Source organism: Ruegeria sp. CDSC068 (assembly GCF_059610545.1).
In genome coordinates this window covers 855,723-880,401 of record NZ_JBXWNV010000001.1, presented here as the reverse complement: position 1 = coordinate 880,401, position 24,679 = coordinate 855,723, and the positions used below count along the sequence as shown (strand labels likewise).

The window sequence follows — 24,679 nt, the reverse complement described above, 5'->3', positions numbered from 1 at the left end:
AGGTGTCAAATTGCACAGAGGTCTGTGCTAATTTGCAGGGGAAGCCTCAAGTTGAGACATGATTTCAGCAATCACTTTTTCCCACATTTCAGGGGGTTGCGCCCCGGGGACGGCATGTTGATTGGCAACGATGAACGTCGGGACAGAGCTGACGCCCATTTGCCTGGAATGGCTGTCACGGTTGCTGATATCCTCGCGATCGGCATCGGATTTCAGCAGTTTTAGAACGACTGCGGCGTCCATGCCCGCATTGTCGGCAATATCCGCCAGAACCTCATGATCGCCGATATCGCGGGCCTGTACGAAATAGGCATCGAACAGTGCATCGACCACGGCGTTCTGTTTGCCTTCAATCCCTGCCCAATGGATCAGGCGGTGCGCGTCCAGAGTGTTGGGCGTGCGCTTCATACCTTCGAAGTCGATCTTAAGGCCTGCGTTCTCGGCATGATCAACAACCGGTGCATAGGCCCGCACAGCACCGTCCTTGCCCCCGAACTTGCGTTCGAGATATTCGCGGCGATCCATCCCGGCATCCGGCATGTCGGGGTTTAATTGGAATGGATGCCATTCGATCACAAACGGATGGTCCGGGATCGCCGCCAGCGCCTTGTCCAGATGGGTTTTGCCGATATAGCACCAAGGGCAGATCGGGTCGGACATGATATCAAGCTTGACGGTCTCGGTCATGGGTTGGTCGCCTTGAAATAGGCCGGCAGCGCCCGGCGCAGAAGTTTCCCGTTCCCGCCGGTGGGCAGTTCAGGCAGATGGATGAAGGCGCGCGGTTGCTTATAGCGCGCCAGATTTGCCTCGACATAGGTGCGCAGGGCGTCGTCGTCCAGCTTTTCCGGTCCTGTATAGAAGGCTGCTATCACAAATGTGTCCTGTTTAACCTCGACTGCCGCAGCCCCGACCTGCGCGATGCCGGGAAATCGGGACAGCGCGGCCTCGACCTCAACCGGTGACACCCTATAGCCGCCTGCATTCATCATATCGTCATCGCGGCCCAGATAGGTGATCTGGCCATCCACGGCCATGGCCCCTTGATCGCCGGTAAGGAACCAGTCGTCCTGCATCCGGGCTTCGGCCTCGTCCGGGGCGTTAAGATAGGTCAGCATCAGGCCGGGGTCGGACCTGTGTACGGCAATGGTGCCTTCCTGACCCTGAGGTACAGGACCATCAGGTCCCAGAATGGCCACACGGCGGCCAGGCTGCGGCTGGCCCAATGCATCGGATCGCGCTGGATGCGCCGGGCTGGACGAAATGAAAGTCGAACACTCGGACATGCCATAAGCTTCGTAGAGTTCAGTGCCGGTCGCTTGCGCCCACTGTTCATGCAGATGCCGTGACAGTTTTTCTCCGGCGCATAACCCATGCCGCAATTCCGGCAGGTCGAGGTCGTCTGTTGAGCTCACCACCTTACGGAATACGCCCGGTGCTGCAGCAAAGATGGTGACTTGATGATGGCGTAGCAGGGCAGGTAGTGCGTCCAGATCGGTGCCAGGCGCGGGGATAAGAGCCGTTGCGCCAATGGTCCACGGATCCATCAGACCGGTGCCCAAGGTATAGGTCCAGTTGAACGCGCCCGCGTGACACAGGCGATCGGTTTCACGCAGCCCGTACCAGCCATCCACCATCATCTGACGCGCCCAGATGGCACGATGGGCGTGGGCCACAGCCCTCGGTTTTCCCGATGTGCCCGAAGTATAGACGACATAGGCCATCCTTTCCGGGTCACCCATTTGAAACTCAGCAGCAGGCAGATCACGCATTCCGGCCAAATTGGACAGGTCAATCTGAACCGGGTGCGCGGCGCACGCAACCTGTGGGTCACGCAGAATGGCGGCAGGTCTGAGATCCTTGATCATGCGCTCTGTTTCCGGCTCGGTCAGCTGCGATGACGTTGGGACCGGGACGATGCCGACAGCAATCGCTCCGAGATAGGCAATCGGGAAATCGACCGTGTTTCCAAGCCGCATCAACGCGATATCGCCGGGCTTCAAACCGGCATTCAACAACCCTGTGCCAGTTCCCAGAATGGCCTGCTGCAACTCGCTATACGTCCAATGCTCGGTATCCGAGGACCCTAGAACAGACAGGGCGGTCTTGTCCGAAAGCCTGTCTGCACAGCGCAGTACATGCGCTGCCAGATTGAACGGAGACGGGCAGGCCGGCGGCGGCCCCTGATCAAAAATAGAAAGCATGGCAACTGGCTAGCGCGACCACTGCTGCGTTGCAAGCACGACAGGCTGCGCCTATAGAATGACGCATGAGCACCCAAGACCAGACATCTTTAATCCGCATTGCCCGGGACTCGGGCGAACATACGGAAGTTGAACCATTGGACCTCGGAGCGCGTGTGCGCGAGCTGCGGAAAGCGCGGAAATGGACGCTTGAACAGGCGGCCACGCAGGCCGGTCTGGCGCGTTCAACGCTCAGCAAGATCGAAAACGGTCAGATGTCGCCCACCTATGACGCGCTGAAAAAGCTCGCGACCGGTCTTGAGATTTCGGTGCCGCAGCTGTTTACGGCGCCACAGCGGGACCAGGTGATCGGTCGGATGGCCGTGACGCGCATGGGCGAAGGGTCTGCCCATCCCACAACCACCTATGAACATGAACTGCTGGCCGAAACGCTGACAAAAAAGCAGATGTTGCCCTATCGGGCCCGTGTCCGCGCGCGGTCAATGGATGAGTTCGACGGCTGGGTCCGCCACGACGGAGAAGAGTTCTTGTATGTCCTGACGGGTGTTGTGCGCCTTTATACCGAGTTTTATGAACCAGTCGAAATGCGCCGCGGCGACAGCGCCTATTACGACGGGAGCATGGGTCACAATGTAATCTCGGTCAGCGACGAAGATGCAATGATCCTGTGGGTGACATCACTTACTTAACGACCGGCTGAATTCCCGGTTCAAACCTTCCGTGAACAAAAAGTCCTCAAGCTCTTCGTGGGCTTCGTTCATGGTCAGTTGATGGCGTTCAGCCAGATACGCTTCGAAACATTTGCGGTCTTGGCTTAACCGCACCATGTCCTGATCCCGCAGGTTTGGAAAGCGCCGTTTGGCGCGGGTATACATTGCACTCCAGTCTTGCGTCAGATCGGTCCATTTCAACATTAGACAGCTTTCCGTATTCATGGTTTCAAACCGCTCGTCCCCAGAACCAGCGTACGTATGTGATGGGGGCGTTCGGGCATGACAAAATGTCGCACCCGGGGTCGGATGGCGGAAAGATTTTTGGCGGGGTCGAAAGTGCCCGTTGCAGCCTATCCGCAACGGGCAGACGGACCTGATTTTTGAGTGAGTGGAGGCCGGTCCGTAGATTCGATGTGCTGCGCACCGGACGAAGAGTTACGTTTTGAATTTCAAAGCAATAATCAATTCGTGCAGCGCACTGCAGTATATGTACAAGCTATATCGCCAAAGCCCGTTCAGTAAAGCTTTTTGTGTGAGTTTTTTTAGGGAACACTTAACGTAGGGACAGTTGCAACATGTCGGCGCGGCGGAAATTCGACCCGCAATATGCGGTGCCATATGGCTGTGTGCCGTTTTCCGCCTACGTCCTTTTGGAGCCGCGCGTGACCGGTTACTCTTCGTACCACCAAACCTGCGGCATGTACTCGGGCCCATCGCCATAGATCGGCAAGTTTTCCGGCTGCTTGAGTTCCTTGGCGTGGGCGATCCGGCCTACATCAAAGTTCCAAATCGGAATGACATAGCGCCCGGCGGTCAACACACGATCAAGCGCGCGCGTTGCAGCGACGAAATCCTCATGACTTTCCGATGCCAACATGGCGTCAATCATTCCGTCCACAGCGGGTGAAGCCACCCCCATCAAGTTGCGCGTGCCTGGAGTGTCCGCGTTTTCGCTGCCCCAATACAGGCGCTGCTCGTTACCGGGTGACAGGGACAATGCGCGACGGAAATAGGTCATGTCGAAATCCAGCGCCGACGTTCGGCTTGTAAACTGGGCGCTGTCGACCTGTTCGGTGTTCACAGCGATGCCAAGACGTTCCAGCGCGCGCGTGTAGATCTCGATTGCTGTTTCGCTTTCGGTGTCGCCCTGTTGCAGCAATACGGTCAGCGTAAAAGCATCGCCGTTTTCGTTACGCAGCACGCCGTCCTGGATGGTCCAACCAGCCTCAGCCAACAGTTTGGTTGCAGCGCGGATGTTCGAACGATTGCGGGCCGATCCGTCACTTTCCGGCAGGGTATAGCCTTCAAGCGTTCCGGGGGGCAGGTCGTCCATGAACTCCAATAGCAGCTCTTCGACGCGATCACTTGCCGGGCCGGGCTGCATCGCAAGGTCCGAGCCCGAGAAATAGGATGAGATACGCGGCTGCGCGTTACCGGTAATCGTGTCGTTGATGAATTCGAAATTGAACGCCAGCGTCAGCGCCTCGCGGACACGCCAGTCGTCAAACGGTGCTTTGCGGGTGTTCATGACAAACCCGGTCATGCCCGAAGGCTTGCCGTGCGGGATCTCGGTCTTGACCACATCACCACGCTGGACGGCCGGGAAATTGTATTGGTTGGCCCACTTGTCGGCATTGAATTCACGTACCGCGGTCAGTTCTCCGGCTTTAAATGCCTCGAACAGAACAGTGCCGTCGCCGTAGAATTCGATCCGCATTTCGTCCAAATTCATGGTGCCTTTACGGAAGGGGATGTCAGCGCCCCAATAATCCGGGTTCCGCTTGAGGTTCACGTATCTACCGGCCTCATAGCTGTCGACGACGTAGGGCCCGGTTCCGACCGGAATGTCATGCAATCCGGCATTGGCAAAATCTTTACCTTCCCACTGGGCTTTCTGCAGGATCGGGCGCAGGCCTGCGATCAGGGCAAGCTCGCGGTCGGGCTCGTTGAAGGTGATGCGCACCGAGCGGGGACCGGTCTGTTCGATGCTGTCGATCTTGCCCCACAACCCGCGATATCGCAGGTGGCCTTCGGTGCCTAAAGTCTCATACGACCAGATGACATCATCCACTGTGACTGGTGTACCATCCGAGAATTCGGCGTTCTCACGCAGGGTGAATTCGACCCAAGACCGGTCCGGCGCGGTCTCAACTGATTCGGCTAACAGCCCGTAAAGAGTGAAAGGTTCGTCCCAGGATCGACCCATCAGGCCCTCATGGGTCCAAAATCGCAATTGCCAGGGCGAGCTGCCTTTTTGCACGAACGGGTTCAAACTGTTATAGCCGCCCGTATTTCCGAACACGACTTTCCCGCCTTTTGGCGCGTCCGGATTTGCGTAGGGCAGGGACACAAAATCCGGTGGTAAGGCGGGGTCACCATACATAGCTATGCCATGGGTCGATTCTGCATAAGCAATTGACGTGCTCAAAAGTGCAGTGATTCCCGCGATCAATGGGCGAACGGGGCGTAGAAAATCGGGGCTCATTTTGGAAACAATCCTGCTCTGGCCTTATTTTGTTGGGATTCATCGTAGCGATGATTTTTCTTATTTTCAAACTTTTAGCTTGGACGAAGGCACGGAATTGCTTATAAAGGATGCACTGCTCGATAGGTTTCTTGCCTGTATGAAACCTGCCTCAATAACTTAACGCCCGCTTCGTGCGGGCGTTTTTTTTGTGCGGGTCTTTCAATGGATGCGCCGCCCGGATGTTTCCCCGTTTTCTTTGCAGCTGCAGCATGGCACTGTGTTGCCAAAGTTGATTTTGTGGGAGTTCGGCCATGAGCCTTTCGGGAAAAACAGCCATTATCACCGGTTCGAATTCAGGGATCGGATTGGGCGTCGCGCGCGAGTTGGCGAAGGCCGGGGCTAACGTGGTGCTGAATTCCTTTACCGACCGCAACGAAGATCATGCGCTGGCCGCTGAGATTTCGAAAGAGACCGGGACCAGCGCACGCTATATCAAGGCGGACATGTCTAAGGGTGAAGAATGCCGCGCGCTGATCGAAAAGGCGGGGGCATGTGATATTCTGGTGAACAACGCGGGCATTCAGCATGTTGCGCCGGTTGATCAATTTCCGGTCGAAAAGTGGGATGCGATCATCGCAATCAACATGAACTCGACTTTTCATACGATGGCCGCCGCTTTGCCAATGATGCGCAAGGCCGGGTGGGGACGTATTGTGAATATCGCCTCGGCTCATGGGTTAACGGCGTCTCCGTTCAAGGCGGCCTATGTCGCGGCAAAGCACGGCGTGGTTGGTATGACCAAAACCGTGGCGCTGGAGACCGCGCAGGAGCCAATCACATGCAACGCGATCTGCCCGGGATACGTCCTGACACCATTGGTCGAGGCACAGATCCCAGGCACCATGAAGGAATACGGCATGAGCCGTGAGGACGTAATCAAGAACGTGATGCTTGAACGGCAACCTTCGAAAGAATTCGCAACGGTCGAGCAATTGGGTGGCACCGCGATCTTCCTATGCTCGGATGCGGCAGCGCAGATCACCGGGACCACGATCTCGGTCGATGGCGGTTGGACAGCGTTGTGAGTTTTGACGGGGGCGCTGCCCCCGTAACCCCGGAGTATTTTGGAAAAGATGAAGGGGCAGGACGGTGAAACCGATCAATCTGGCTTTGCAGGGTGGCGGCGCGCACGGTGCCTTCACTTGGGGCGTTCTGGACCGAATTCTGGACGAAGAAGATATCGAGGTTGCGGCGATCACTGGGACTTCGGCCGGGGCGCTGAATGGCGCTGCGTTCAAATCCGGGATGGTGCACAACGGACGCGACGGCGCGCGGGCTTGTCTGGACGGGCTATGGGCACGGATGGGTGCGGTGGGGGATATGCGCCTTGCCAACTGGATGCAGGCGCTGGAGCCCGCACAGATTGCCCAGTCGATGGAGTATTCACTGCCATTCTCGATTGGTGATGCCTGGTCGCGAATGGTGTCGCCTTATGCTTATGGTCCGTTTTACCGCAATCCCCTGGAACCGGTTGTGGATCGGTTCAACTTTGATGAGATTTGCACGGATCAGGGACCCCAGTTGTTTGTCTGCGCGACCTGTGTGCGCAGCGGCAAGATCCGGGTGTTCACCGGGGAAGAGATTTCAACGGATGCCATTTTGGCCTCGGCCTGCCTGCCCAGCCTGTTTCAGGCCGTCGAGATATTTGACCCCAGCTCGGGCCGGACCGAGGCATATTGGGATGGTGGTTACACTGGAAACCCGGCGCTTTATCCTTTGTTTAACAGTGATTTGCCTGAAGACGTCGTGGTCGTGAACATCAACCCGCTTGAGCGTGATGAGGTGCCAAAAACTCCGCAGCAGATCCAGAACCGGATCAACGAGATCAGCTTTAACTCATCCCTGTTTCGCGAGCTGCGGGCGATCAATTTTGTTCAGCGTCTGTTGGCGGACGGCAAGTTGACGGCCGGAGAGATGAGCCGCGTATTTGTCCACATGATTGCGGATGACGAATTGATGAATGATCTGTCTGTGGCGACCAAGACGGTTCCCAACCCTGTGATCCTGCACAAGCTGAAGGAAGCCGGGCGCGCCGCGGCGCATCGGTTCATCGGCGATCACAAAGCCGATCTTGGCGCACGCAGCACCGTCGACCTGCCCGAGATGTTTGGCTGATCACTCGGGCGGCTGCGTCGGGTCTTTTTCGTTGGGGTAAACAAGGCCTGCGGAAATCACCAACTTCGCGGCGTCCTCGATTGTCATATCCAACAGGATCACGTCCTCGGCCGGGAAGAACAATAGGAAGCCAGAGGTCGGGTTGGGCGTGGTCGGGACGAAGACACCCAGCAGTTCACCCCCGGTTTCAGCCCGCTCGCTGACTTCGCCTTTTGCCGCGGTAGAGACGAAACCAATCGCCCAGATGCCGCGGCGCGGGTATTGGATCAGGCAGGCTTTTTCGAACGACCGTTCAGTCTGCGCAAAAACCGTTTCCGAGATCTGCTTGATCCCGGAATAGACAGACCGGACAACGGGCATCCGGCTGACAAGACTTTCGGCAATTTGGATCAGGGACCGGCCCAGAATGCCTTTGGCGATCCATCCTACCAGAACAGTGAAGATCAGGAAGATGACAACGCCGACACCGCGCAGGTTGATGCCCACGTATTCCTGCGGCTGGAACCGTTGTGGAATTATGGGCAGTACCGCACTGTCGATCCAGCCGACCACGGACCAGATCAGCCAAATGGTCAGCCACACAGGCGCAATCACGACGATGCCCGTCAGGAATGACGCGCGCAGTCGCGAAAACAGGCCCGGGCGGCGTTGTGGTTCTTCGTCAAATGGCGTGTTCATTGCGGTCCTGAGCGGTTTTCTGCCAAATTAGTTAAGCAGTTGGGTGCCTTGGTACAATAGGCTTATGTCAATCGGTTCGGTCGGACAGCGCCCGAGCAATTCCGGCCGCCAGTCGTGCGTTATTACGAACCAGGGCAATATTGGCCGTCAGCGAACGCCCTTCGGTCTGTTCGTAAATCCGTTGCAGCAGGTAAGGCGTGACGCCCTTGCCGCTGATCCGGTGCGCGTCTGCGTCGGCCTGTGCTGATGCAATGATGGGTGCTAGTTCTTCGGCCGGGATCTGATCGGCAGTCGGGATCGGGTTGGCGACCAACTGACCACCAGGCAGGCCAAGCGCGCGGCGCGTTGCGTGGGCCGTGGCGATGTCTTCGGCGCTGTCCATACGCAGGGGCGCGGCATAAGGAGATTTGGCCGACCAGAAGGCCGGGAATTCGTCCTGCCCGTAGGCGATGACAGGAACGCCCAGCGTTTCCAGAACCTCGAGCGTTTTTGCCAGATCGAGGATGGCTTTTGCGCCCGCAGCCACAACTGTAACCGGAGACTGGGCCAGCTCATGCAGATCGGCTGAGATATCAAAGGTCGTCTCGGCACCCTGATGAACGCCGCCAATGCCACCGGTGGCAAACACTTCAATCCCGGCATAATGGGCGGCAATCATCGTCGCAGCGACTGTGGTTGCGCCAGTGCCGCCGGTTGCCATGCAGGCTGCCATATCAGCGCGCGACAGCTTGGCGACGCCCTGCGCCTGACCCAACGCTTTCAGCTCATCAGCCTCAAGGCCCACATGCAGTTTGCCTTTGATCACGGCCATGGTTGCCGGAATTGCGCCCGCGTCGCGGATGTCCTGTTCGACCTGTGCCGCAACCTCGATGTTCTGAGGGTAAGGCATCCCGTGGGTGATGATGGTGCTTTCCAGCGCCACGATAGGCTGGCCTGCGTCCTTGGCAGCACGGACTTCGGCGGAATATTGAATGTCGATCACAGTGGGGTTTCTCCGGATACGTATGTTGCGGCGGCGTGCAAAGCGCGGGCCAGGGCCTCTTCGCTGGATGCTCCGTCGGATTCTGAGGCGATGTGGGCCGCCATGAATGTGTCGCCTGCGCCGGTTACGCGGGTAACCAGAACGGACGGTGGTGTTTGGGTCAGGATTTCATCCGCATTACCAACCGTGGCCGAGCTTCCGCCGTCGGTGACCAACACGCGCAGCGCGCCGCGATCCAGCAGGCCTTTGGCGGCGCTTTCGGAATCCTTGAATTCGCGCTGGCACAGGATGCCGGCTTCTTCGAGGTTCACATACAGCGTGGCCCGCGCATGTTTCAGGAACGGCAGCAAACGTTCGGCTTTACCGGGCGAGGCCGGTGCCACACGCAGATCGGCGCGCGCAAAGGCGGGGCTTTGGGCGATTTCCTCAAGCAAGTTCAGGGTCAGGTTCCCGTCCAGCGCGATTGGGCCTTCGAACGGCTCGTTTTCGTACCCTAGCGGCCCGTGCATCAGTGGACGCAGGATTTTGGCACCCGCGGCTTCAAGCGAATGCGCATCAGCGATGGCTGCTATCAAGCCGTTGGCCCCTTCGACCGCCATGTAACGATCGGTCGGCAAATCCTGCGAACGGTAAATGTGATCCGTCACCATGCCTAGTCGGGAACAGGCGTTTGCCAACTCATCACCCTCAGGATCGCGCCCGATGGCGGTCAGCAGCGTGGGGGTCATGCCAAAACGAACCAGAGTCATGGCGATATTCATGGCCACGCCACCCGGTAGGCGGGTGATCCGCCCCGGCACGTCCGACCCTTGCCGCATGGCGCTGGCGGACCGGCCAATCACGTCCCAAAGAACCGATCCGATACAAAGGATGTCGCTGTTTTGTGTCATGTCGTCGTCATGCCGCAGCCCCGGCGTAGGTGCAAGCGTTAACGCTCGCACCGATCAGCGCATCGCGTCGGTCAGACCCTTCAGCGCGGCCAGAGGGTCTTCCTGAGACCAGATCTCGTCCCCGATACCGAAAAAATCGGTGCAGGGGGTCAGATCGCGAACCAGGTCGGGGTTCAGGCCACCCTCGGCAACGACCGGAACTTCGATCGTCTCAGACCACCACTGAAACAGATCCATTTCGGCGATTGTGCCATCACCCAGCGTTGACGCGCCCACTGGTCCAAAGGCGACATAGTCCGCACCGGCCTCGCCAGCAGACATGCCGTCATGGCTGGACGCACCGCAAAAGCTGCCAACGATGGCTTCCGCGCCCAATTCCTTTCGTGCAAACCGGACCGAGCGCGCGGCGTCATCCAGATGCACCCCGTCCAGCCCCAACCGCTGCGCCAGCAGAACATGGTTCGAGATCACCAGCGCCACATCGCGCGCATGCGCAACCTCACGGCAGGCATCCGCCGCGCGGGCGATCGTGTCTTCATCTCCACCAGCCAGCGCCAATCGGATACAAGCGATCTCTGCCCCGTCCAACACGCTGGCCAAACGGTTCGTAAAGGTGCTCAGTTCGATGGTCGGTGGCGTAATCAGGTAAATCTGCGGCTGCTCGGGGGTGTCCATTGGCGCGTCCTTCGCTTTCAGTCTTTTGCGCGGTTTAGCGGATTGCGGCGGGGAAGCAAACTTTTATGCTGGTTTCCGGCCCAAATGAAGGCGCGGATGGCTTGCCCTGCCTGTGCGCGCAGATTAGAGCAGGCGGAACTTTCGGAGACAGCCATGCCCAGCGATAAATCTCAGCCCTCATTCGTGCTTGTGCGCCCGCAGATGGGTGAAAACATCGGTGCCGCCGCGCGGGCGATGTGGAATTTCGGGCTGGATCGGATGCGCATTGTGGCGCCTCGGGATGGGTGGCCGAACCCCAAGGCTGTGGCGATGTCCAGCGGCGCCGGGCGTCTGTTGGATGAGGCGCAGCTATACGACGATCTGGCCGGTGCGCTATCCGACAGCACTTTTGTTTTTGCGACCACGGCGCGGCAGCGTGGATTGACAAAGCCGGTCTACAGCCCGGAACGCGCAATGCAACTGGCTGCCGAAAAGGTTGCTGCTGGTGAAAAGGTCTGTGTTCTGTTTGGCCCGGAACGCGCAGGGCTTGAAAACGAAGACATCGCTAAGGCAAACGCCATCATCTCGGTTCCGGTGAACCCGGAATACGCCTCGCTGAATCTTGGCCAATGCGTGCTTCTGACCGCCTATGAATGGATGCGCCAAACCGGCGATGTGGTGCATGAGGCCACCGATCTGGGCAAGGGCGACTGGGCCACGGGCATCGAGGTCGAGAAACTGGTCGAACATTATGAGGACCGGCTGGAAGAAGCGGGGTTCTTTTATCCGCCCGAAAAGGCCGAGGGTATGAAGACCAACCTGCGCAACCTGTGGTCGCGGATGCGCATGACGCGGGCGGATGTGCAGATGCTGCATGGGGTCATGCGGCAGATGGTCCGCTGGAAAGACAAGGGCTGAGGCTGGACCTATGTTCCGCTTCACCCTAGCTTGCGACAAAATCCAAGGCACAAGAGGACAGCATGAGCGGTAAGCGCAGCATCTTCGAAGACGTCTCAGACACTGAAAAACAACAAGCCGTTCAACCGGGTATGATCGATCGTGGCCGCGGGGGTGCGCGTAAGGCCATTCGCGCCTGGCTGATGATCCTGTTTGCCCTTGTGGTCGTCATGATCGCAGTGGGTGGGCTGACACGCCTGACCGATAGCGGATTGTCGATCACCGAGTGGCGGCCGATTACCGGGGCCATCCCGCCGATGAACGAGGCGGACTGGCAGGCCGAGTTCGACAAATACAAACAGATCGACCAGTGGCGCATCCAGAACCAATGGATGGAGCTGGGTGACTTCAAATCCATCTACTGGTGGGAATGGGGTCATCGTCAGCTGGGGCGCGTGATTGGACTGGTCTGGGCTCTTGGCTTCTTTGGCTTCCTTATCGCGCGGAAAATACCAACCGGCTGGACCGGTAAGTTGTTGATTCCGGGCCTTTTGGGCGGTGTTCAGGGTGCAGTCGGTTGGTGGATGGTCGCCTCGGGCGTGACACAGGGCGAGGGGATGATTGCTGTGGCCAGCTATCGTCTGGCGATTCATCTGGGGCTGGCTTTTGTAATTCTCGGCTTCCTTGCATGGTACATCTTTGAGCTGGGCCGCGACGAACGTGACCTGATGCAGGCCCGACGCGCCAAAGAGGCGAAATTGTTCTCGCTATCCACCGGGTTGATGCATTTCGCCTTTTTGCAAATACTCATTGGTGCGCTTGTCGCCGGGATCGACGCCGGGCGGTCTTATACCGATTGGCCGCTGATCGGTGGTCAGCTTCTGCCGCCTGACATGACGATGCTCGAACCGATGTGGCGCAATTTCTTTGAAAGCCCGGGTTTGGTCCAGTTCATCCACCGTTGCGCGGGCTATCTGCTGTTCATCTTCGGCATCGTCGTCTGGCGGCGCGGCAGCACTAGTGCACATCCGCAAACTCGCTTTGCCTTCAACGCGGCCTTCGCAGCGCTTTCGCTGCAGGTGGTGATTGGGATCGCGACCGTGATCTACGCAGCCCCGTGGCAGATCGCCATCTTCCACCAGTTCATGGCCGTCGTCGTCTGGACCCTTATCCTGCGGGCGCGGTTCCTGACCGCTTACCCAATAGCAACCTCTTTGCGCGGAGCCTGAATTCCATGAGTGCATATGACGATTTGACGGCATTTCAGCGCGAAACCTCAGCTCTTGGCGAAATTGCCGGGCGTTTGGGCTGGGATCAGGAAACGGTGATGCCCCGGGGGGCCGCGTCGCAGCGGGCCGAGGAAATGGCAGCGATTGAAGCGGTTTTGCACGCGCGCCGATCCGATTCCCGTGTGGCTGAATGGCTGGAACAAGCCGACCCTCAGGACCAGGTCGGTCAGGCGCAATTGCGCGAAATCCGCCGGTCCTATGAACGGACGGTCAAGGTGCCTGCCGATTTGGCAACGGCCATTGCGCGCGTGACGTCAGCAGCACAGGGAACCTGGGCGCAGGCCCGCGCAGACGAAGATGTCGCCGCTTTCTTGCCCGTTTTGGGCGAGGTCGTGGCGCTAAAGCGTGAAGAAGGCGCTGCACTGGCGCAGGGTGGCAATATCTACGACGCGATGGTCGAGGATTATGAGCCTTACACAACCGGATCGCAAATCGCCGAAATCTTTGACCAGATGCGCCCGCGTCTGGTAGCACTGCGCGCCGCTGTTCTGGAAAAATCTGCGCCTCAGGCTTTGACGGGGAGTTTCGATGAGCTGAAACAGATGCAATTGTCGGAAAAACTGGCAACCACTTTCGGGTATGACCTGAATACAGGCCGCATCGACAAGGCTGTTCACCCGTTCAGCTCGGGCAGTGGCTCGGATGTTCGGATCACCACCCGGACAAGTGAAACCGATCCGTTCAATTGTTTCTATTCGACGATTCACGAGGTCGGCCATGCCGCCTATGAACAAGGGATTGATCCAGCCTACGCCCTGACGCCTTTGGGGCGGGGTGTGTCGATGGGTGTGCATGAAAGCCAAAGCCGGATTTACGAGAACCAACTGGGCCGATCCCGAGCCTTTACCGGTTGGCTGTTTGGCCAAATGAAAGACGCGTTTGGCGATTTTGGCATCACCGACGCGGATACGTTCTATGCAACGGTCAACGGTGTTCACAACGGTTATATCCGCACCGAGGCGGATGAGGTGCAATACAACCTCCACATCATGCTGCGCTTTGATCTGGAACGCGCGCTGATGGCCGGTGACCTCCAAGTGGATGATCTTGAGGCCGCGTGGAACGACCGTTTCAAGGCGGATTTCGGATATGCGGTCGACAAACCTTCGAACGGATGTCTGCAGGATGTGCACTGGTCAGTGGGTCTGTTTGGTTATTTCCCAACCTATTCGCTGGGCAATGTCTATGCAGGATGCCTTTACCAAGCGTTGCGGAACGCTGTGCCGGAACTGGATGCGCAACTGGCAGCAGGTGACACGTCAGGCGCAACCGATTGGCTGCACGAGAATGTGCAGCAACATGGCGGGCTTTACGCTCCACGCGAGACCATTCAGCGTGCAAGCGGTATGGAACCCGGACCTGACCCGTTACTCGGGTATCTGGAACAGAAATTTGGCGGGTTATACGGGCTCTGAGGTCAGAAAACGTTTCGTCAAGTTGCCGTGTAGGTGCATTGGTTTTGACCTGAATGAGGGTAGGGTGGTTCGAACGGTTTTACCAAAGGAACCACCTTGTTCTTTGCAACACATGTCAAACCACACTTAGCGTCAATTCTGACCAGCAACACGCGCCTGGTGGCGCGTAGGCGCGTGCTGGAGGCAAAGCATCACGTGCTGAACCGCCCGCGCGTTGTCCATTATTTCCATGATGTTTCCGACCCATACTGTCACCTCACCGCACAGGTCTTGCAGCAGTTTCGAGACACCTATGATGTCGAGCTGCGCCCGCATCTGATTTCGGGCCCTCCGGCCGAGGCTTTGCCGGACCCGGCAGCACATCGGCAAAATGCCATCAAAGATGCGGCAAGACTGGCCCGAAAGCTTGGTCTCAGCCCTCCTGAAGGCTCAGTTCCTGACGAGGCTTTCATTGCAGTTGCGGAAAACCAGATGGCAGCCGAACTGACGAATGAGAGCTTTGTTAAAAATGTTCGAGATATCAGCGAAGATCTTTGGTCGGGAAAGGGTTTTTCGTCCTCAGATCACCCCTTACCGGCTGCGCTGATCGAGGATGGGGACCAACAACTTTCCGATTTGGGTCACTATCTCGGCGGAACATTTCACTACGATGACGAATGGTATTGGGGCGTTGATCGTCTTCATTATCTCGAAGACCGGTTGCTGCACGCGGGTCTGGGAAGCGGGTCGTCACCGATAGTGTCTTTGCCTTCAGTGCAATTGGACCAAGAGAAGTCTCAGGATCAGGAGATTGAGTTCTTCTATTCTTTCCGCAGCCCTTATTCTTATCTGGCATTTGACCGGGCCGTCGACTTGGCACGCCACTACAACGCACGGCTGGTTCTGAGGCCGGTTTTGCCAATGTTGATGCGAGGTTTACCCGTCCCTCCACCCAAGTCCTCCTACATCCTTTATGATTGCGTGCGCGAAGCGCGGCGGTTGGGGATCCCGGTTGGGCGTATCTGTGATCCTTTGGGCAAAGGGGTCGAGCGTGGCTATGCCTTACTGGATTATGCCGAAGCGCAGGAAAAACTGCCTGATTTCTGTTCCGCCTTCCTGCGCGGCGTTTGGTCCGAGGGAGTGAATGCAGCAACTGATCGGGGGCTGCGGACTATCATCGAAAACGCGGGGTTGGATTGGCAAAGTGCGAAACCGCACGTTAGCTCAGATCGTTGGAGAGATCGGGTAGCGGTCAATCAGGACCGTCTGCAAAAGATCGGGCTATGGGGTGTCCCTAGTTTCCGTGTCGCCGGGGAAAGTGTCTGGGGACAGGATCGCCTTTGGGCGGTCGAAGACCTTTTGATAAATAAAAAGGCGCCACACCCGAAAGTGTAACGCCTGAATAATGTTATGGATCTGTCGGTTACTCTTCCGCTTCGTCCTCGTCGCCCTGATCGGCGATCCAGGCAACACTGACGACCACTTCGCCTTTGCCGGTGTTGAAGACCTTCACGCCACCGGCCGAGCGGGAGCGGAACGAAATCCCATCAACCGGCACTCGTATCGATTGGCCTTTGGACGTCGCCAGCATGATCTGATCTTCCATATCGACCGGGAACGAGGCGACGAGTTCGCCACCACGCATCGCCTTGTCCATGGCGGCCACACCCATCCCGCCGCGTCCGCGTACAGGATAGTCGTGGCTGGAGCTCAGCTTGCCTGCGCCGCCCGCCGTGATTGTCAGGATCAGGTTTTCGGCGGCCGACATCTCGGCATACTTTTCCTGGTTGAAATCGCTGCTTGCTGCGGCTTCCTCGTCGTCACCAGCGTCATCTTCGGTAAGCCCTGCAACCGCACGGCGCATTTTGAGGTAAGCCACACGATCTTCGGGGGTCGCTTCGAAATGGCGGATCACCGACATCGAAACCACGCGGTCGCCATTGGACAGCCTGATACCGCGCACACCGGTGGATTCGCGCGAATTGAACACCCGTACATCGGTGGTGCGGAAGCGGATCGCGCGGCCCGAATTGGTGACCAGCATCACATCTTCATCTTCCGAGCAGATGCGGGCGTTCACCAGCTCAACATCTTCGGGCAGTTTCATTGCGATCTTGCCGTTGCGCCGGACATTGGTGAAGTCTGACAAGCGGTTACGACGCACGTCGCCCGCGCTGGTGGCGAAGATGATTTGCAGGTTTTCCCATTCTTCATCGGGTACATCCACGGGCATGATCGCGGCGATGGAAACACCGGTCGGGATCGGCAGGATGTTGACGATTGCCTTGCCCTTACCTGTGCGCCCCGACTGCGGCAAACGCCAGGTTTTGAGCTTGTAGACCATGCCATCCGTCGTGAAGAACAGCAGTTGCGTGTGGGTATTGGCCACGAAGAGGTTGGTGACAACATCCTCTTCCTTGGTCTGCATCCCCGACAGCCCCTTGCCGCCGCGCTTTTGTGCTCGGAAATCGGCCAGCGGCGTACGCTTGATGTAGCCGCCCGACGTGACGGTCACGACCATATCCTCACGTTCGATCAGATCCTCGTCTTCCATGTCGCCGGACCAATCGACGATCTCGGTGCGACGGGGCACGGCAAACTGTTCACGAACGCTGCGCAGCTCATCTCCGATGATCGACATGATGCGCTCTCGCGAGGACAGAATATCGAGGTATTCCTGAATCTTACCTGCCAGTTCTTCCAGCTCGTCTGTAACCTCTTTGACACCGATCTGAGTCAGTCGCTGCAGACGCAGGTCGAGGATGGCGCGGGCCTGAACTTCGGTCAGGTTATAGGTGCCGTCGTCGTTCATCTTGGACAGAGGATCGTCGATCAGGCGCAGATAACTTTCAATCTCAGCCGCAGGCCAGCGGCGGGTCATCAGCTTTTCACGCGCTTGCGCCGCGTCAGCGGATGACCGGATCGTGGCGACCACCTCATCCACGTTCGACACGGCCACGGCCAGACCACACAGGATGTGGCTGCGTTCGCGGGCTTTGCGCAGGTCGTACGCAGTGCGACGGGCGACGACGTCTTCACGGAAGTCAATAAAGGAGGTCAGGAACCGGCGCAGGGTCAACTGCTCGGGCCGGCCACCATTCAGCGCCAACATGTTGCAGCCAAACGAGGTCTGCATCGGCGAGAAACGGAAAAGCTGGTTCAAAACAACTTCGGGCGTCGCATCACGTTTGAGTTCGACCACGACACGCACCCCATTGCGGTCGGATTCGTCCTGAACGTGGCTGACGCCTTCGATGCGTTTTTCGCGAACGGCTTCGGCGATCTTTTCGATCATCGAGGCCTTGTTCACCTGATAGGGGATCTCGTCCACGACGATGGCATAGCGGTCCTTGCGGATTTCCTCAACGCGGGTCTTGGAGCGGATTATGACGCTGCCGCGCCCTTCCAGATAAGCTTTGCGCGCGCCGGAACGGCCCAACATCACACCACCGGTTGGGAAATCAGGGCCGGGGATATATTCGATCAGCTGTTCAGATGTCAGATCCGGTTCATCGATCAGCGCCAGCGTTGCATCGATGACTTCGCCAAGGTTGTGCGGCGGGATGTTGGTTGCCATGCCGACGGCGATACCACCGGCACCGTTGACCAGCATGTTCGGGAAACGGGCGGGAAGAACCGTCGGTTCACGGTCCTTGCCGTCGTAGTTGTCCTGAAAATCGACTGTCTCTTTTTCGATATCGGCCAACAGAGATGCGGCCGGCTTGTCCATCCGCACTTCGGTATAGCGCATGGCCGCCGGGTTATCGCCGTCCATCGAGCCAAAGTTGCCCTGACCATCCAGCAGCGGCAGCGACATCGAGAAATCCTGCGCCATCCGCACCAGCGCGTCATAGATCGCGCTGTCACCATGTGGGTGGTATTTACCCATGACATCGCCAACCGGACGGGCCGATTTGCGGTATGACTTGTCGTGGGTGTTGCCCGTCTCGTGCATGGCATAGAGGATGCGCCGGTGCACCGGTTTCAAGCCATCCCGCAGATCGGGGATCGCGCGGGACACGATGACCGACATCGCATAGTCCAGGTAGGACGTGCGCATCTCGGATTCGATGGATACCGTCGGGCCGTCATATACGGGACGCTGGGGCGGTGTTTCATCCATGTTTTCTGGGGTTTCTGGCGTATCGCTCACGTAACCTGCCCGTTTATTGTGCTGGGTCTATATCTTGTGGATGTACCTTATCAGACCCGGCACATAAGGTGCAAGCAAGCAGCGCAATCTGGGCAAAAAACACCCGTAACACTGGGGTAACATATTGTTAACCAAGGGTTAGGTGGTTTCTGTGTTATGCTGAAGAGACCTTGCAACAATTTTGGAGGTCTGCATGGAGCAAAGCGAAACAGAACTGATGCTCAAGGGGTATGGGCTGACGACGGCCGAATTTTTTTATCACATGCCCGACTATATTCACGTGCTCAATACATTTATCTGGCAGGAATACGACCTTGCGCCGGATCATCCCAAACTATTCGATTTTATTGAATTCTGGCAGCGAGAGATTGAAGGACCGCTGCATTCCGTGCGGTTTACACATCGCAAGATGATCGCGCCTGGGGAATGGCGCAACGTGGTAGGCGAATTCCGAGTGAATTGACGCCGGGGCGCATCAGGCCCAAACCCATATACATTTCCGGTGCATCCGGTATCGTGGCGGCGAAGTCATTGGCCACAAGCGGAAACACGGAATGCCCAGAGTTTTATTGATTGCAGTTGCCATCTGCCTAGCCGGGCCGGTGTCGGCCGAAGGTGTCCTTGATAAAATCAAGAAGGGCGCTGAAAATACGGCTAATGCTGTCGGACGCGGGGCAGAAACCGTCGGGCAGACACTCGAAAAAGGGGCGAACGCGGTTGACGAAACCATCACGTCCACCTCTGATTTGCTGTCCAACGAGGCGACGCCCGAAGAGACACGCGCCAAGCTGGATGTCATGGCCGTCGATGTGTTGGCGCAGTTGCTTGCCGAAAATCCCCAAGCACAAGCGCTATATGATGTCAGTGCGGGATATGCTGCGTTCGATTCCCGCAAGGTGACAGTTTTCCCGGTGTCCGCAGGGTACGGGCGCGGTGTTGCCGTGAACAAAGAAACTGGTCAGCACACCTACATGAATATGGGAACCGGCGGCGTGGGCGCGGCGATCGGTATCGGCGGGTTCGAGACCAAATTCGTGATCCTGTTTGAAACCCAAGCAGATTTGGACAGTTTTATCACGCAAGGTTACGACGCGACTGCGGAATCCGGCGCAATGTATGGAGATGAGCGCACCGATGAGACGCTCAGGTTCATAGACGGGCGGTCGTTTTTTGTGCTCAGCAAAAAGGGCTGGCGCGTTTCGGCTGGGGCGTCAGGCACAAAATACTGGAAGTCGCCCGAGCTGAACTGATCAGCCCGAGCAGCTGGCGCCGCCCAGAACACAGAACTTTGCGCAATGTGGGTGGTTGAGGTGTACGTCGGCCTCGGCCTCGGCCAGTGTGGTGCCCATTTCAAACTCAGGCTCGTACGGCAGTAGGGTGCAGGCCAGAACGGCAGGGCGATCCGCGCCTTTGCGTTTTACCACCATGCGGGCATTCGAACACATAACAGCCTCGGGTGCTTTATCCAGAATGCCCCAGCAAGCGGTTGTGATTTCAGGGACTTCGACGGTTTCGTCCATCTCGGGGAACAAAACGGTCTGGCCGGGATTCTGTGCGTCGATGTCAAAGCTGTGCTGCTTGAAGAACGCCTCATACCCGGCGCGGCTGTCGGCGTCGCTGTCACCCCAGACCGTGCGGCCTGCGATGGCGATATTGAACCCGTTGTCGCGCAACCACTCCATTCCAGTGATCGTCTTGTCAAAGCTGCCTTTTCCGCGTTCCTCGTCATGCAGTTCGGGGCGATAGTGGTCCACGGAAACTCGAAGTGTCAGCTTGTTTCCATAATTGCGCTTCAGATCCAGCAAACCCTCGCGCATCTTGCGGCGCATCATCGGCAGCATTGCATTTGTCAGGATCAAAACTTCATAGCCGCGTTCCAACGTTTCACGAGTCATGTCGATCATTTCCGGGTTCATAAAGGGCTCGCCCCCAGTGAACCCAATCTCACGCACCGGCCAGTCGCGTTCTTCGATCTGGTCCAAGTAGTCGCGCACCTCTTCGGTGGTGATATAGACCAGCGCGTCGTTGGTTGGACTACTGGCGATGTAGCAGTTGACGCATTCGATATTGCAAAGAGTGCCGGTATTGAACCACAACGTCTCGGGGTTTTTCAGCGCTACGGAAGCGCGGGTTTGCCCATCTGCTGTCACCAATTTGTTCTGAAACTTGCCGATATTGGCGGTCTGAGGCGCGTTGTCTTTCATTCCGGTATCCGGTTCTTTGAAGTTACTTCTGATGTAGCTGCTCGACTCGGATTAGTTAAGTCAGGCAAGTGCGACCTGACAGAGTTTTGATGATGGGGGATTTACGCTGACCGATTGCGCTAACATTGGACATGCCCGGCGGGGCAAGATAAGGAAAAACCATGGTTTCTCGCGTCATACCTGTTGATCCGTTCGATCTCGTCATTTTTGGCGGGACCGGCGACTTGGCGCAACGTAAGATTCTACCGGCCCTGTTTCGGCGCTTTTGTTCAGGGCAGTGGGCCGAAGGCGTCCAAATCATTGGCGCTGCGCGCACGGTCCACAATCGCGTGGGGTTTCAGGCAATGGTCGCCGAATCGCTGCGAACCCATGCTGCTGCGCAATGCCAGGACGAGGGCGCATTGCGCGCGTTTCTGGACCGCGTCGACTATGTGACACTCGACGGGTATTCGAATGAGGGCTGGGAACAGCTTGCCGACAAACTGAACCATGACCGGGTGCGGGCGTTCTATTTCTCGGTCGGTCCGCGCCTGTTCGGGCCTTTGGCCGAAAGGATCAAAGCGCATGATCTTGCAACGCCAAGCACGCGGATCGTCGTTGAAAAACCCTTTGGCCACGATCTGGAGAGTGCGCGGGCGTTAAACGCGACCTTGGCTGAGCATTTTCGGGAAAGCCAGATCTACCGGATCGATCACTATCTGGGAAAGGAAACCGTCCAGAACCTGATGGCCGTCCGCTTTGGCAATATGCTGTTCGAACCGCTGTGGAACAGCCAGTATGTCGATCACATCCAGATCACGGTGGCCGAATCCGTAGGTATCGACGGGCGGGAAGAGTATTATGAGCGCGCAGGTGCCATGCGCGACATGATGCAGAATCACCTGATGCAGTTACTGTGCCTAATCGCGATGGAGCCGCCGGCGAAGTTTGATCCGGATGCCGTGCGGGACGAAAAGCTCAAGGTTATTCGTGCCCTTGATCAAGTTGAACCGCACCACATCGTGCGTGGACAGTTCGATGGCCGCGGCGGCCGAAAAGGATACCGCGAAATTGTGGGCAACCCACGTTCGACCACCGAAAGCTATGTGGCGCTGCGAGCGCATATCAGCAATTGGCGTTGGGCGGGCACGCCGTTCTATCTACGCACGGGCAAACGTCTGGTTGCGCGGTCATCGGTGATCAATGTGATGTTTAAAGACGCGCCGCATTCAATTTTCGGCGAAGAGGCTGGACGCCACGCGAATGTCCTGTCGATCCGGCTGCAGCCGAACGAAGGAATAACGCTGAAGGTGACGATCAAGGAACCGGGCCCGGGTGGTATGCGTCTGGTCGATGTGCCCTTGGACATGAGTTTTGCCGAGGCGCTAGGGTCAGGAAATCATGACCCCCCGGATGCATATGAACGGCTGGTCATGGACGTGATCCGGGGCAACCAGACACTGTTCATGCGCGGGGATGAGGTCGAGGCCGCATGGGCCTGGACCGACCCGATCATTGCCGGCTGGCACGCGCGCGGTGACGTACCAAAACCATACGAAAGCGGCAGCACAGGTCCGGGCGACGCCGAGCTGTTGATGAAACGAGATGGTCGCCGTTGGCAAGGAATAAACCCATGAAGATTCAGGAATATGCCGATCGCGACATGCTGGCGATTGACGTGGCAAACGCCTTGGCCGGAGAGTTGGAGGCTGCCTTGCTGCATCACGACATGGTTTCGTTGGCCGTGCCGGGCGGCACGACCCCCGGGCCGGTATTCGATGGCCTGTGCGCGGCTGATCTGGAATGGGACCGTGTGCGGGTTTTACCCACGGACGAACGCTGTGTTCCGGGTGATAGCGACCGTTCGAACGAACGGCTGATCCGGCAGCGCTTGCTGACAAACCGTGCTTCGGCTGCTCAATACGTGCCGCTGTATGTTGAAGGTAAAGAACCGGACGATGTCCTGCCGGAAATCGAATCCTTGATTACACCAGTCTTGCCGCTTTCGGTTCTGGTTCTTGGAATGGGCGAGGATATGCACACAGCTTCTCTGTTTCCGGGGATGGAGGGGCTTGAAGACGCGCTGGATAGTCACGCGCCACCGCTTGCAGTCGCCCGTCCCGAAACCCAGCCAGAGGCGCGGATCACGCTGACTGGCCCCGTGTTGGATGGAGCGCTATCCAAACACCTGATTATCTTTGGCGCCACCAAGCGCGATGCGTTGGATAAGGCCATGTCTCTGCCTCCGGAAGAGGCCCCGATCGCTGCCGCGCTGACCGGCATGACGGTTCATTGGGCGGAGTGACACAGATGCAGTTGGACCCGCTCAAAAATCTAGCATCCGAAGTGCAGGACGAGGCCATCCTCGGGCTGTTTGAAAGCGATCCGAACCGGGCTCAGACTTTTTCCGCGTCCACCGGAGATCTGCTGTTTGATTATTCCAAAACCCAGATCACAGATGACGTCCGAAAGGCCTTGATCGCGTTGTGTGATGAGGCTGGCCTGGCTTCGCGCCGCGCGGCGATGTTCGATGGTGAAAAGATCAACGAAACCGAAGGCCGTGCCGTTCTACACACAGCGCTGCGTAATCTGGATGGTGGCCCGGTTGAGGTCGATGGTCTGGACGTCATGCCTGATGTTCTGGACACTCTGCAACGGATGCGTGTCTTCGCAGAAGAGGTGCGCGGCGGGGCGGTCACCGGGGCAGGGGGCGCCTTTACCGATGTGGTCAATATCGGGATCGGTGGTTCGGATTTGGGCCCAGTGATGGCGACGCATGCGCTGTCCCCGTATCATGATGGACCAAGACTGCACTATGTCTCGAATGTGGACGGCGCACATATCGCCGATACGCTGCGCCAGCTTGATCCAACGCGGACACTGGTGATTGTTGCCTCCAAAACTTTCACGACCATCGAGACGATGACCAATGCCCGAACCGCGCGAGCTTGGATGGAAGATGGCGGCGGCGATCCGGGCAAGCAGTTTGCCGCCGTGTCTAGTGCGTTGGACAAAACCCAAGCCTTTGGTATTCCCCAAGAGCGCGTTTTCGGTTTTGCCGATTGGGTTGGCGGGCGCTATTCGGTCTGGGGCCCAGTGGGCCTGCCGGTAATGATCGCCGTAGGGTCGAATGCTTTTGACGCATTCTTGCGCGGCGGGCAGGCGATGGATGTACATTTCCGCGCCGCCGACTGGGTCGAAAATATGCCCGTTATGCTGGCTTTGGTCGGCATTTGGCATCGTCAGGTTCTGGGCCACGCTAGCCGGGCCGTGCTGCCTTATGATCAGCGCCTGCTGCGATTGCCAGCGTATTTTCAACAGCTCGAGATGGAATCGAACGGCAAATCTGTTGCCATGGACGGCAACACTCTGACCATTCCCTCGGGCCCCGTCGTTTGGGGTGAGCCGGGCACCAATGGGCAGCATGCATTCTATCAGTTGATCCACCAAGGCACCGACGTGATCCCCTGTGAGTTCATGGTTGCGGCCGAAGGGCACGAACCGGAATTGACCCACCATCACCGCCTGTTGCTGGCCAATTGCCTGGCGCAGTCCGAGGCGCTTATGCGCGGACGGTCGCTGGGTGAAGCACGGCAACGGATGGCGGAGAAGGGGCTGGAAGGGGACGAGCTGGAACGGCAAGCCCGTCACCGTGTTTTTCCGGGCAACCGTCCTTCGACAACGTTGATGTATCCAATGCTCACGCCGTTTGTTCTGGGCCAGATCATCGCGCTTTACGAACATCGTGTGTTTGTCGAGGGCGTCCTATTGGACATCAACTCGTTCGACCAGTGGGGCGTTGAGCTGGGCAAGGAACTTGCGACATCTCTCGGCCCGATCGTCGACGGAGAAGAAAGCGCGACTGGCAAGGACGGCTCGACCGCTGCCCTGGTTGCCTATGCAATGCGCCACCGCGATTATTAACGCGGTTTTTTGCAGTCTGCCGTGAAGGCAGGCTGCATTCTTTTATTGTCAGACAATTAAATGATTGGCAGGGTCTGTT

Annotated in this window: 22 protein-coding genes; 12 read left to right on the top strand and 10 right to left on the bottom strand. The window is 57.8% G+C overall.

All coding sequences use genetic code 11. The features are described from left to right. Window positions 1–27 precede the first annotated feature (27 nt). Together AC2FID_RS04265 and AC2FID_RS04260 are read right to left on the bottom strand one after the other, a co-directional pair. The gene (locus AC2FID_RS04265; protein WP_058271782.1) at window positions 28–687 is read right to left on the bottom strand and encodes a DsbA family oxidoreductase; all 660 of its coding nucleotides are present in this window, start codon (window positions 685–687) and stop codon (window positions 28–30) included. Then, a complete protein-coding gene (locus tag AC2FID_RS04260) occupies window positions 684–2,201 on the bottom strand; it encodes a class I adenylate-forming enzyme family protein (protein WP_496835523.1) in 1,518 nt (505 codons plus the stop codon). Before AC2FID_RS04260 ends, AC2FID_RS04265 begins: the two co-directional genes overlap by 4 nt. Before the next feature lie 65 nt (window positions 2,202–2,266). On the opposite strand from AC2FID_RS04260, the gene AC2FID_RS04255 reads away from it, so the two are divergent. After that, on the top strand, window positions 2,267–2,890 hold the full coding sequence (locus tag AC2FID_RS04255) for a helix-turn-helix domain-containing protein (RefSeq protein WP_058271780.1): 624 nt from the start codon (window positions 2,267–2,269) through the stop codon (window positions 2,888–2,890). Here the strand turns inward: AC2FID_RS04255 and AC2FID_RS04250 are convergent. Continuing rightward, window positions 2,879–3,115: a hypothetical protein gene (locus tag AC2FID_RS04250; RefSeq protein WP_058271932.1), complete on the bottom strand. Its 237-nt coding sequence runs from the start codon at window positions 3,113–3,115 to the stop codon at window positions 2,879–2,881. The genes AC2FID_RS04255 and AC2FID_RS04250 overlap by 12 nt on opposite strands. Before the next feature lie 469 nt (window positions 3,116–3,584). Next, the gene (locus tag AC2FID_RS04245; protein ID WP_496835520.1) at window positions 3,585–5,399 is read right to left on the bottom strand and encodes an extracellular solute-binding protein; all 1,815 of its coding nucleotides are present in this window, start codon (window positions 5,397–5,399) and stop codon (window positions 3,585–3,587) included. A gap of 293 nt (window positions 5,400–5,692) precedes the next feature. Here AC2FID_RS04245 and AC2FID_RS04240 point away from each other — a divergent pair, with 293 nt between their 5' ends. Both AC2FID_RS04240 and AC2FID_RS04235 read left to right on the top strand, forming a co-directional pair. Then, window positions 5,693–6,466 (top strand): 3-hydroxybutyrate dehydrogenase, encoded by a 774-nt coding sequence (locus AC2FID_RS04240; protein ID WP_472723868.1) that lies wholly within the window; start codon window positions 5,693–5,695, stop codon window positions 6,464–6,466. A 64-nt stretch (window positions 6,467–6,530) separates the two neighbouring features. Next, on the top strand, window positions 6,531–7,556 hold the full coding sequence (locus AC2FID_RS04235) for a patatin-like phospholipase family protein (protein WP_496835518.1): 1,026 nt from the start codon (window positions 6,531–6,533) through the stop codon (window positions 7,554–7,556). Here the strand turns inward: AC2FID_RS04235 and AC2FID_RS04230 are convergent, their stop codons facing one another. The 4 genes from AC2FID_RS04230 to AC2FID_RS04215 all read right to left on the bottom strand — a co-directional run bounded on the left by AC2FID_RS04230 (window position 7,557) and on the right by AC2FID_RS04215 (window position 10,781). Continuing rightward, a complete protein-coding gene (locus tag AC2FID_RS04230) occupies window positions 7,557–8,234 on the bottom strand; it encodes a DUF502 domain-containing protein (protein WP_113790156.1) in 678 nt (225 codons plus the stop codon). A 67-nt stretch (window positions 8,235–8,301) separates the two neighbouring features. Then, window positions 8,302–9,216: a pseudouridine-5'-phosphate glycosidase gene (locus tag AC2FID_RS04225; RefSeq protein WP_496835517.1), complete on the bottom strand. Its 915-nt coding sequence runs from the start codon at window positions 9,214–9,216 to the stop codon at window positions 8,302–8,304. Continuing rightward, the gene (locus AC2FID_RS04220) at window positions 9,213–10,106 is read right to left on the bottom strand and encodes a PfkB family carbohydrate kinase (protein ID WP_113790158.1); all 894 of its coding nucleotides are present in this window, start codon (window positions 10,104–10,106) and stop codon (window positions 9,213–9,215) included. Before AC2FID_RS04220 ends, AC2FID_RS04225 begins: the two co-directional genes overlap by 4 nt. A 54-nt stretch (window positions 10,107–10,160) precedes the next feature. Then, window positions 10,161–10,781, bottom strand: coding sequence for a thiamine phosphate synthase (locus tag AC2FID_RS04215; protein ID WP_496835516.1), 621 nt, complete (start codon window positions 10,779–10,781; stop codon window positions 10,161–10,163). Between the two features lie 153 nt (window positions 10,782–10,934). Here AC2FID_RS04215 and AC2FID_RS04210 point away from each other — a divergent pair, with 153 nt between their 5' ends. From AC2FID_RS04210 to AC2FID_RS04195, 4 genes are all read left to right on the top strand, one after another. Then, entirely contained in the window at window positions 10,935–11,678 is a 744-nt protein-coding gene (locus AC2FID_RS04210; protein WP_113790160.1) for an RNA methyltransferase, read from the top strand. Between the two features lie 62 nt (window positions 11,679–11,740). Further along, the gene (ctaA, locus tag AC2FID_RS04205) at window positions 11,741–12,886 is read left to right on the top strand and encodes a heme A synthase (protein WP_058271772.1); all 1,146 of its coding nucleotides are present in this window, start codon (window positions 11,741–11,743) and stop codon (window positions 12,884–12,886) included. Window positions 12,887–12,891: 5 nt separating this feature from the next. After that, window positions 12,892–14,361, top strand: coding sequence for a carboxypeptidase M32 (locus AC2FID_RS04200; RefSeq protein ID WP_496835515.1), 1,470 nt, complete (start codon window positions 12,892–12,894; stop codon window positions 14,359–14,361). A gap of 174 nt (window positions 14,362–14,535) precedes the next feature. Further along, entirely contained in the window at window positions 14,536–15,735 is a 1,200-nt protein-coding gene (locus AC2FID_RS04195) for a DsbA family protein (RefSeq protein WP_496835514.1), read from the top strand. Between the two features lie 28 nt (window positions 15,736–15,763). On the opposite strand, the gene gyrA is transcribed toward AC2FID_RS04195, so the two are convergent. Beyond that, complete coding sequence (gene gyrA, locus AC2FID_RS04190; protein ID WP_282118322.1) at window positions 15,764–18,493, bottom strand: DNA gyrase subunit A; 2,730 nt, start codon at window positions 18,491–18,493, stop codon at window positions 15,764–15,766. A gap of 193 nt (window positions 18,494–18,686) precedes the next feature. Between gyrA and AC2FID_RS04185 the strand changes: the two genes are divergently transcribed. Together AC2FID_RS04185 and AC2FID_RS04180 are read left to right on the top strand one after the other, a co-directional pair. Then, on the top strand, window positions 18,687–18,956 hold the full coding sequence (locus tag AC2FID_RS04185) for an usg protein (protein WP_058271768.1): 270 nt from the start codon (window positions 18,687–18,689) through the stop codon (window positions 18,954–18,956). A gap of 91 nt (window positions 18,957–19,047) precedes the next feature. Next, window positions 19,048–19,743, top strand: a complete 696-nt coding sequence (locus AC2FID_RS04180; RefSeq protein ID WP_282168214.1) for a lipid-binding SYLF domain-containing protein — start codon at window positions 19,048–19,050, stop codon at window positions 19,741–19,743. Here the strand turns inward: AC2FID_RS04180 and AC2FID_RS04175 are convergent, their stop codons facing one another. After that, window positions 19,744–20,697, bottom strand: a complete 954-nt coding sequence (locus tag AC2FID_RS04175; RefSeq protein ID WP_496835513.1) for a radical SAM protein — start codon at window positions 20,695–20,697, stop codon at window positions 19,744–19,746. A gap of 161 nt (window positions 20,698–20,858) precedes the next feature. On the opposite strand from AC2FID_RS04175, the gene zwf reads away from it, so the two are divergent. Genes zwf through pgi form a run of 3 tightly spaced genes read left to right on the top strand, consistent with a single transcriptional unit; the run spans window position 20,859 to window position 24,600 of the window. Further along, window positions 20,859–22,313, top strand: a complete 1,455-nt coding sequence (gene zwf, locus AC2FID_RS04170; RefSeq protein WP_496835512.1) for a glucose-6-phosphate dehydrogenase — start codon at window positions 20,859–20,861, stop codon at window positions 22,311–22,313. Next, complete coding sequence (gene pgl / locus AC2FID_RS04165; RefSeq protein WP_496696534.1) at window positions 22,310–22,981, top strand: 6-phosphogluconolactonase; 672 nt, start codon at window positions 22,310–22,312, stop codon at window positions 22,979–22,981. The genes zwf and pgl overlap by 4 nt, the downstream gene beginning before the upstream one ends. Before the next feature lie 5 nt (window positions 22,982–22,986). After that, window positions 22,987–24,600 carry a glucose-6-phosphate isomerase gene (pgi, locus tag AC2FID_RS04160; RefSeq protein WP_472723858.1) on the top strand — a complete coding sequence of 538 codons (1,614 nt, stop codon included), beginning with the start codon at window positions 22,987–22,989 and terminating at the stop codon, window positions 24,598–24,600. Window positions 24,601–24,679 lie beyond the last annotated feature (79 nt).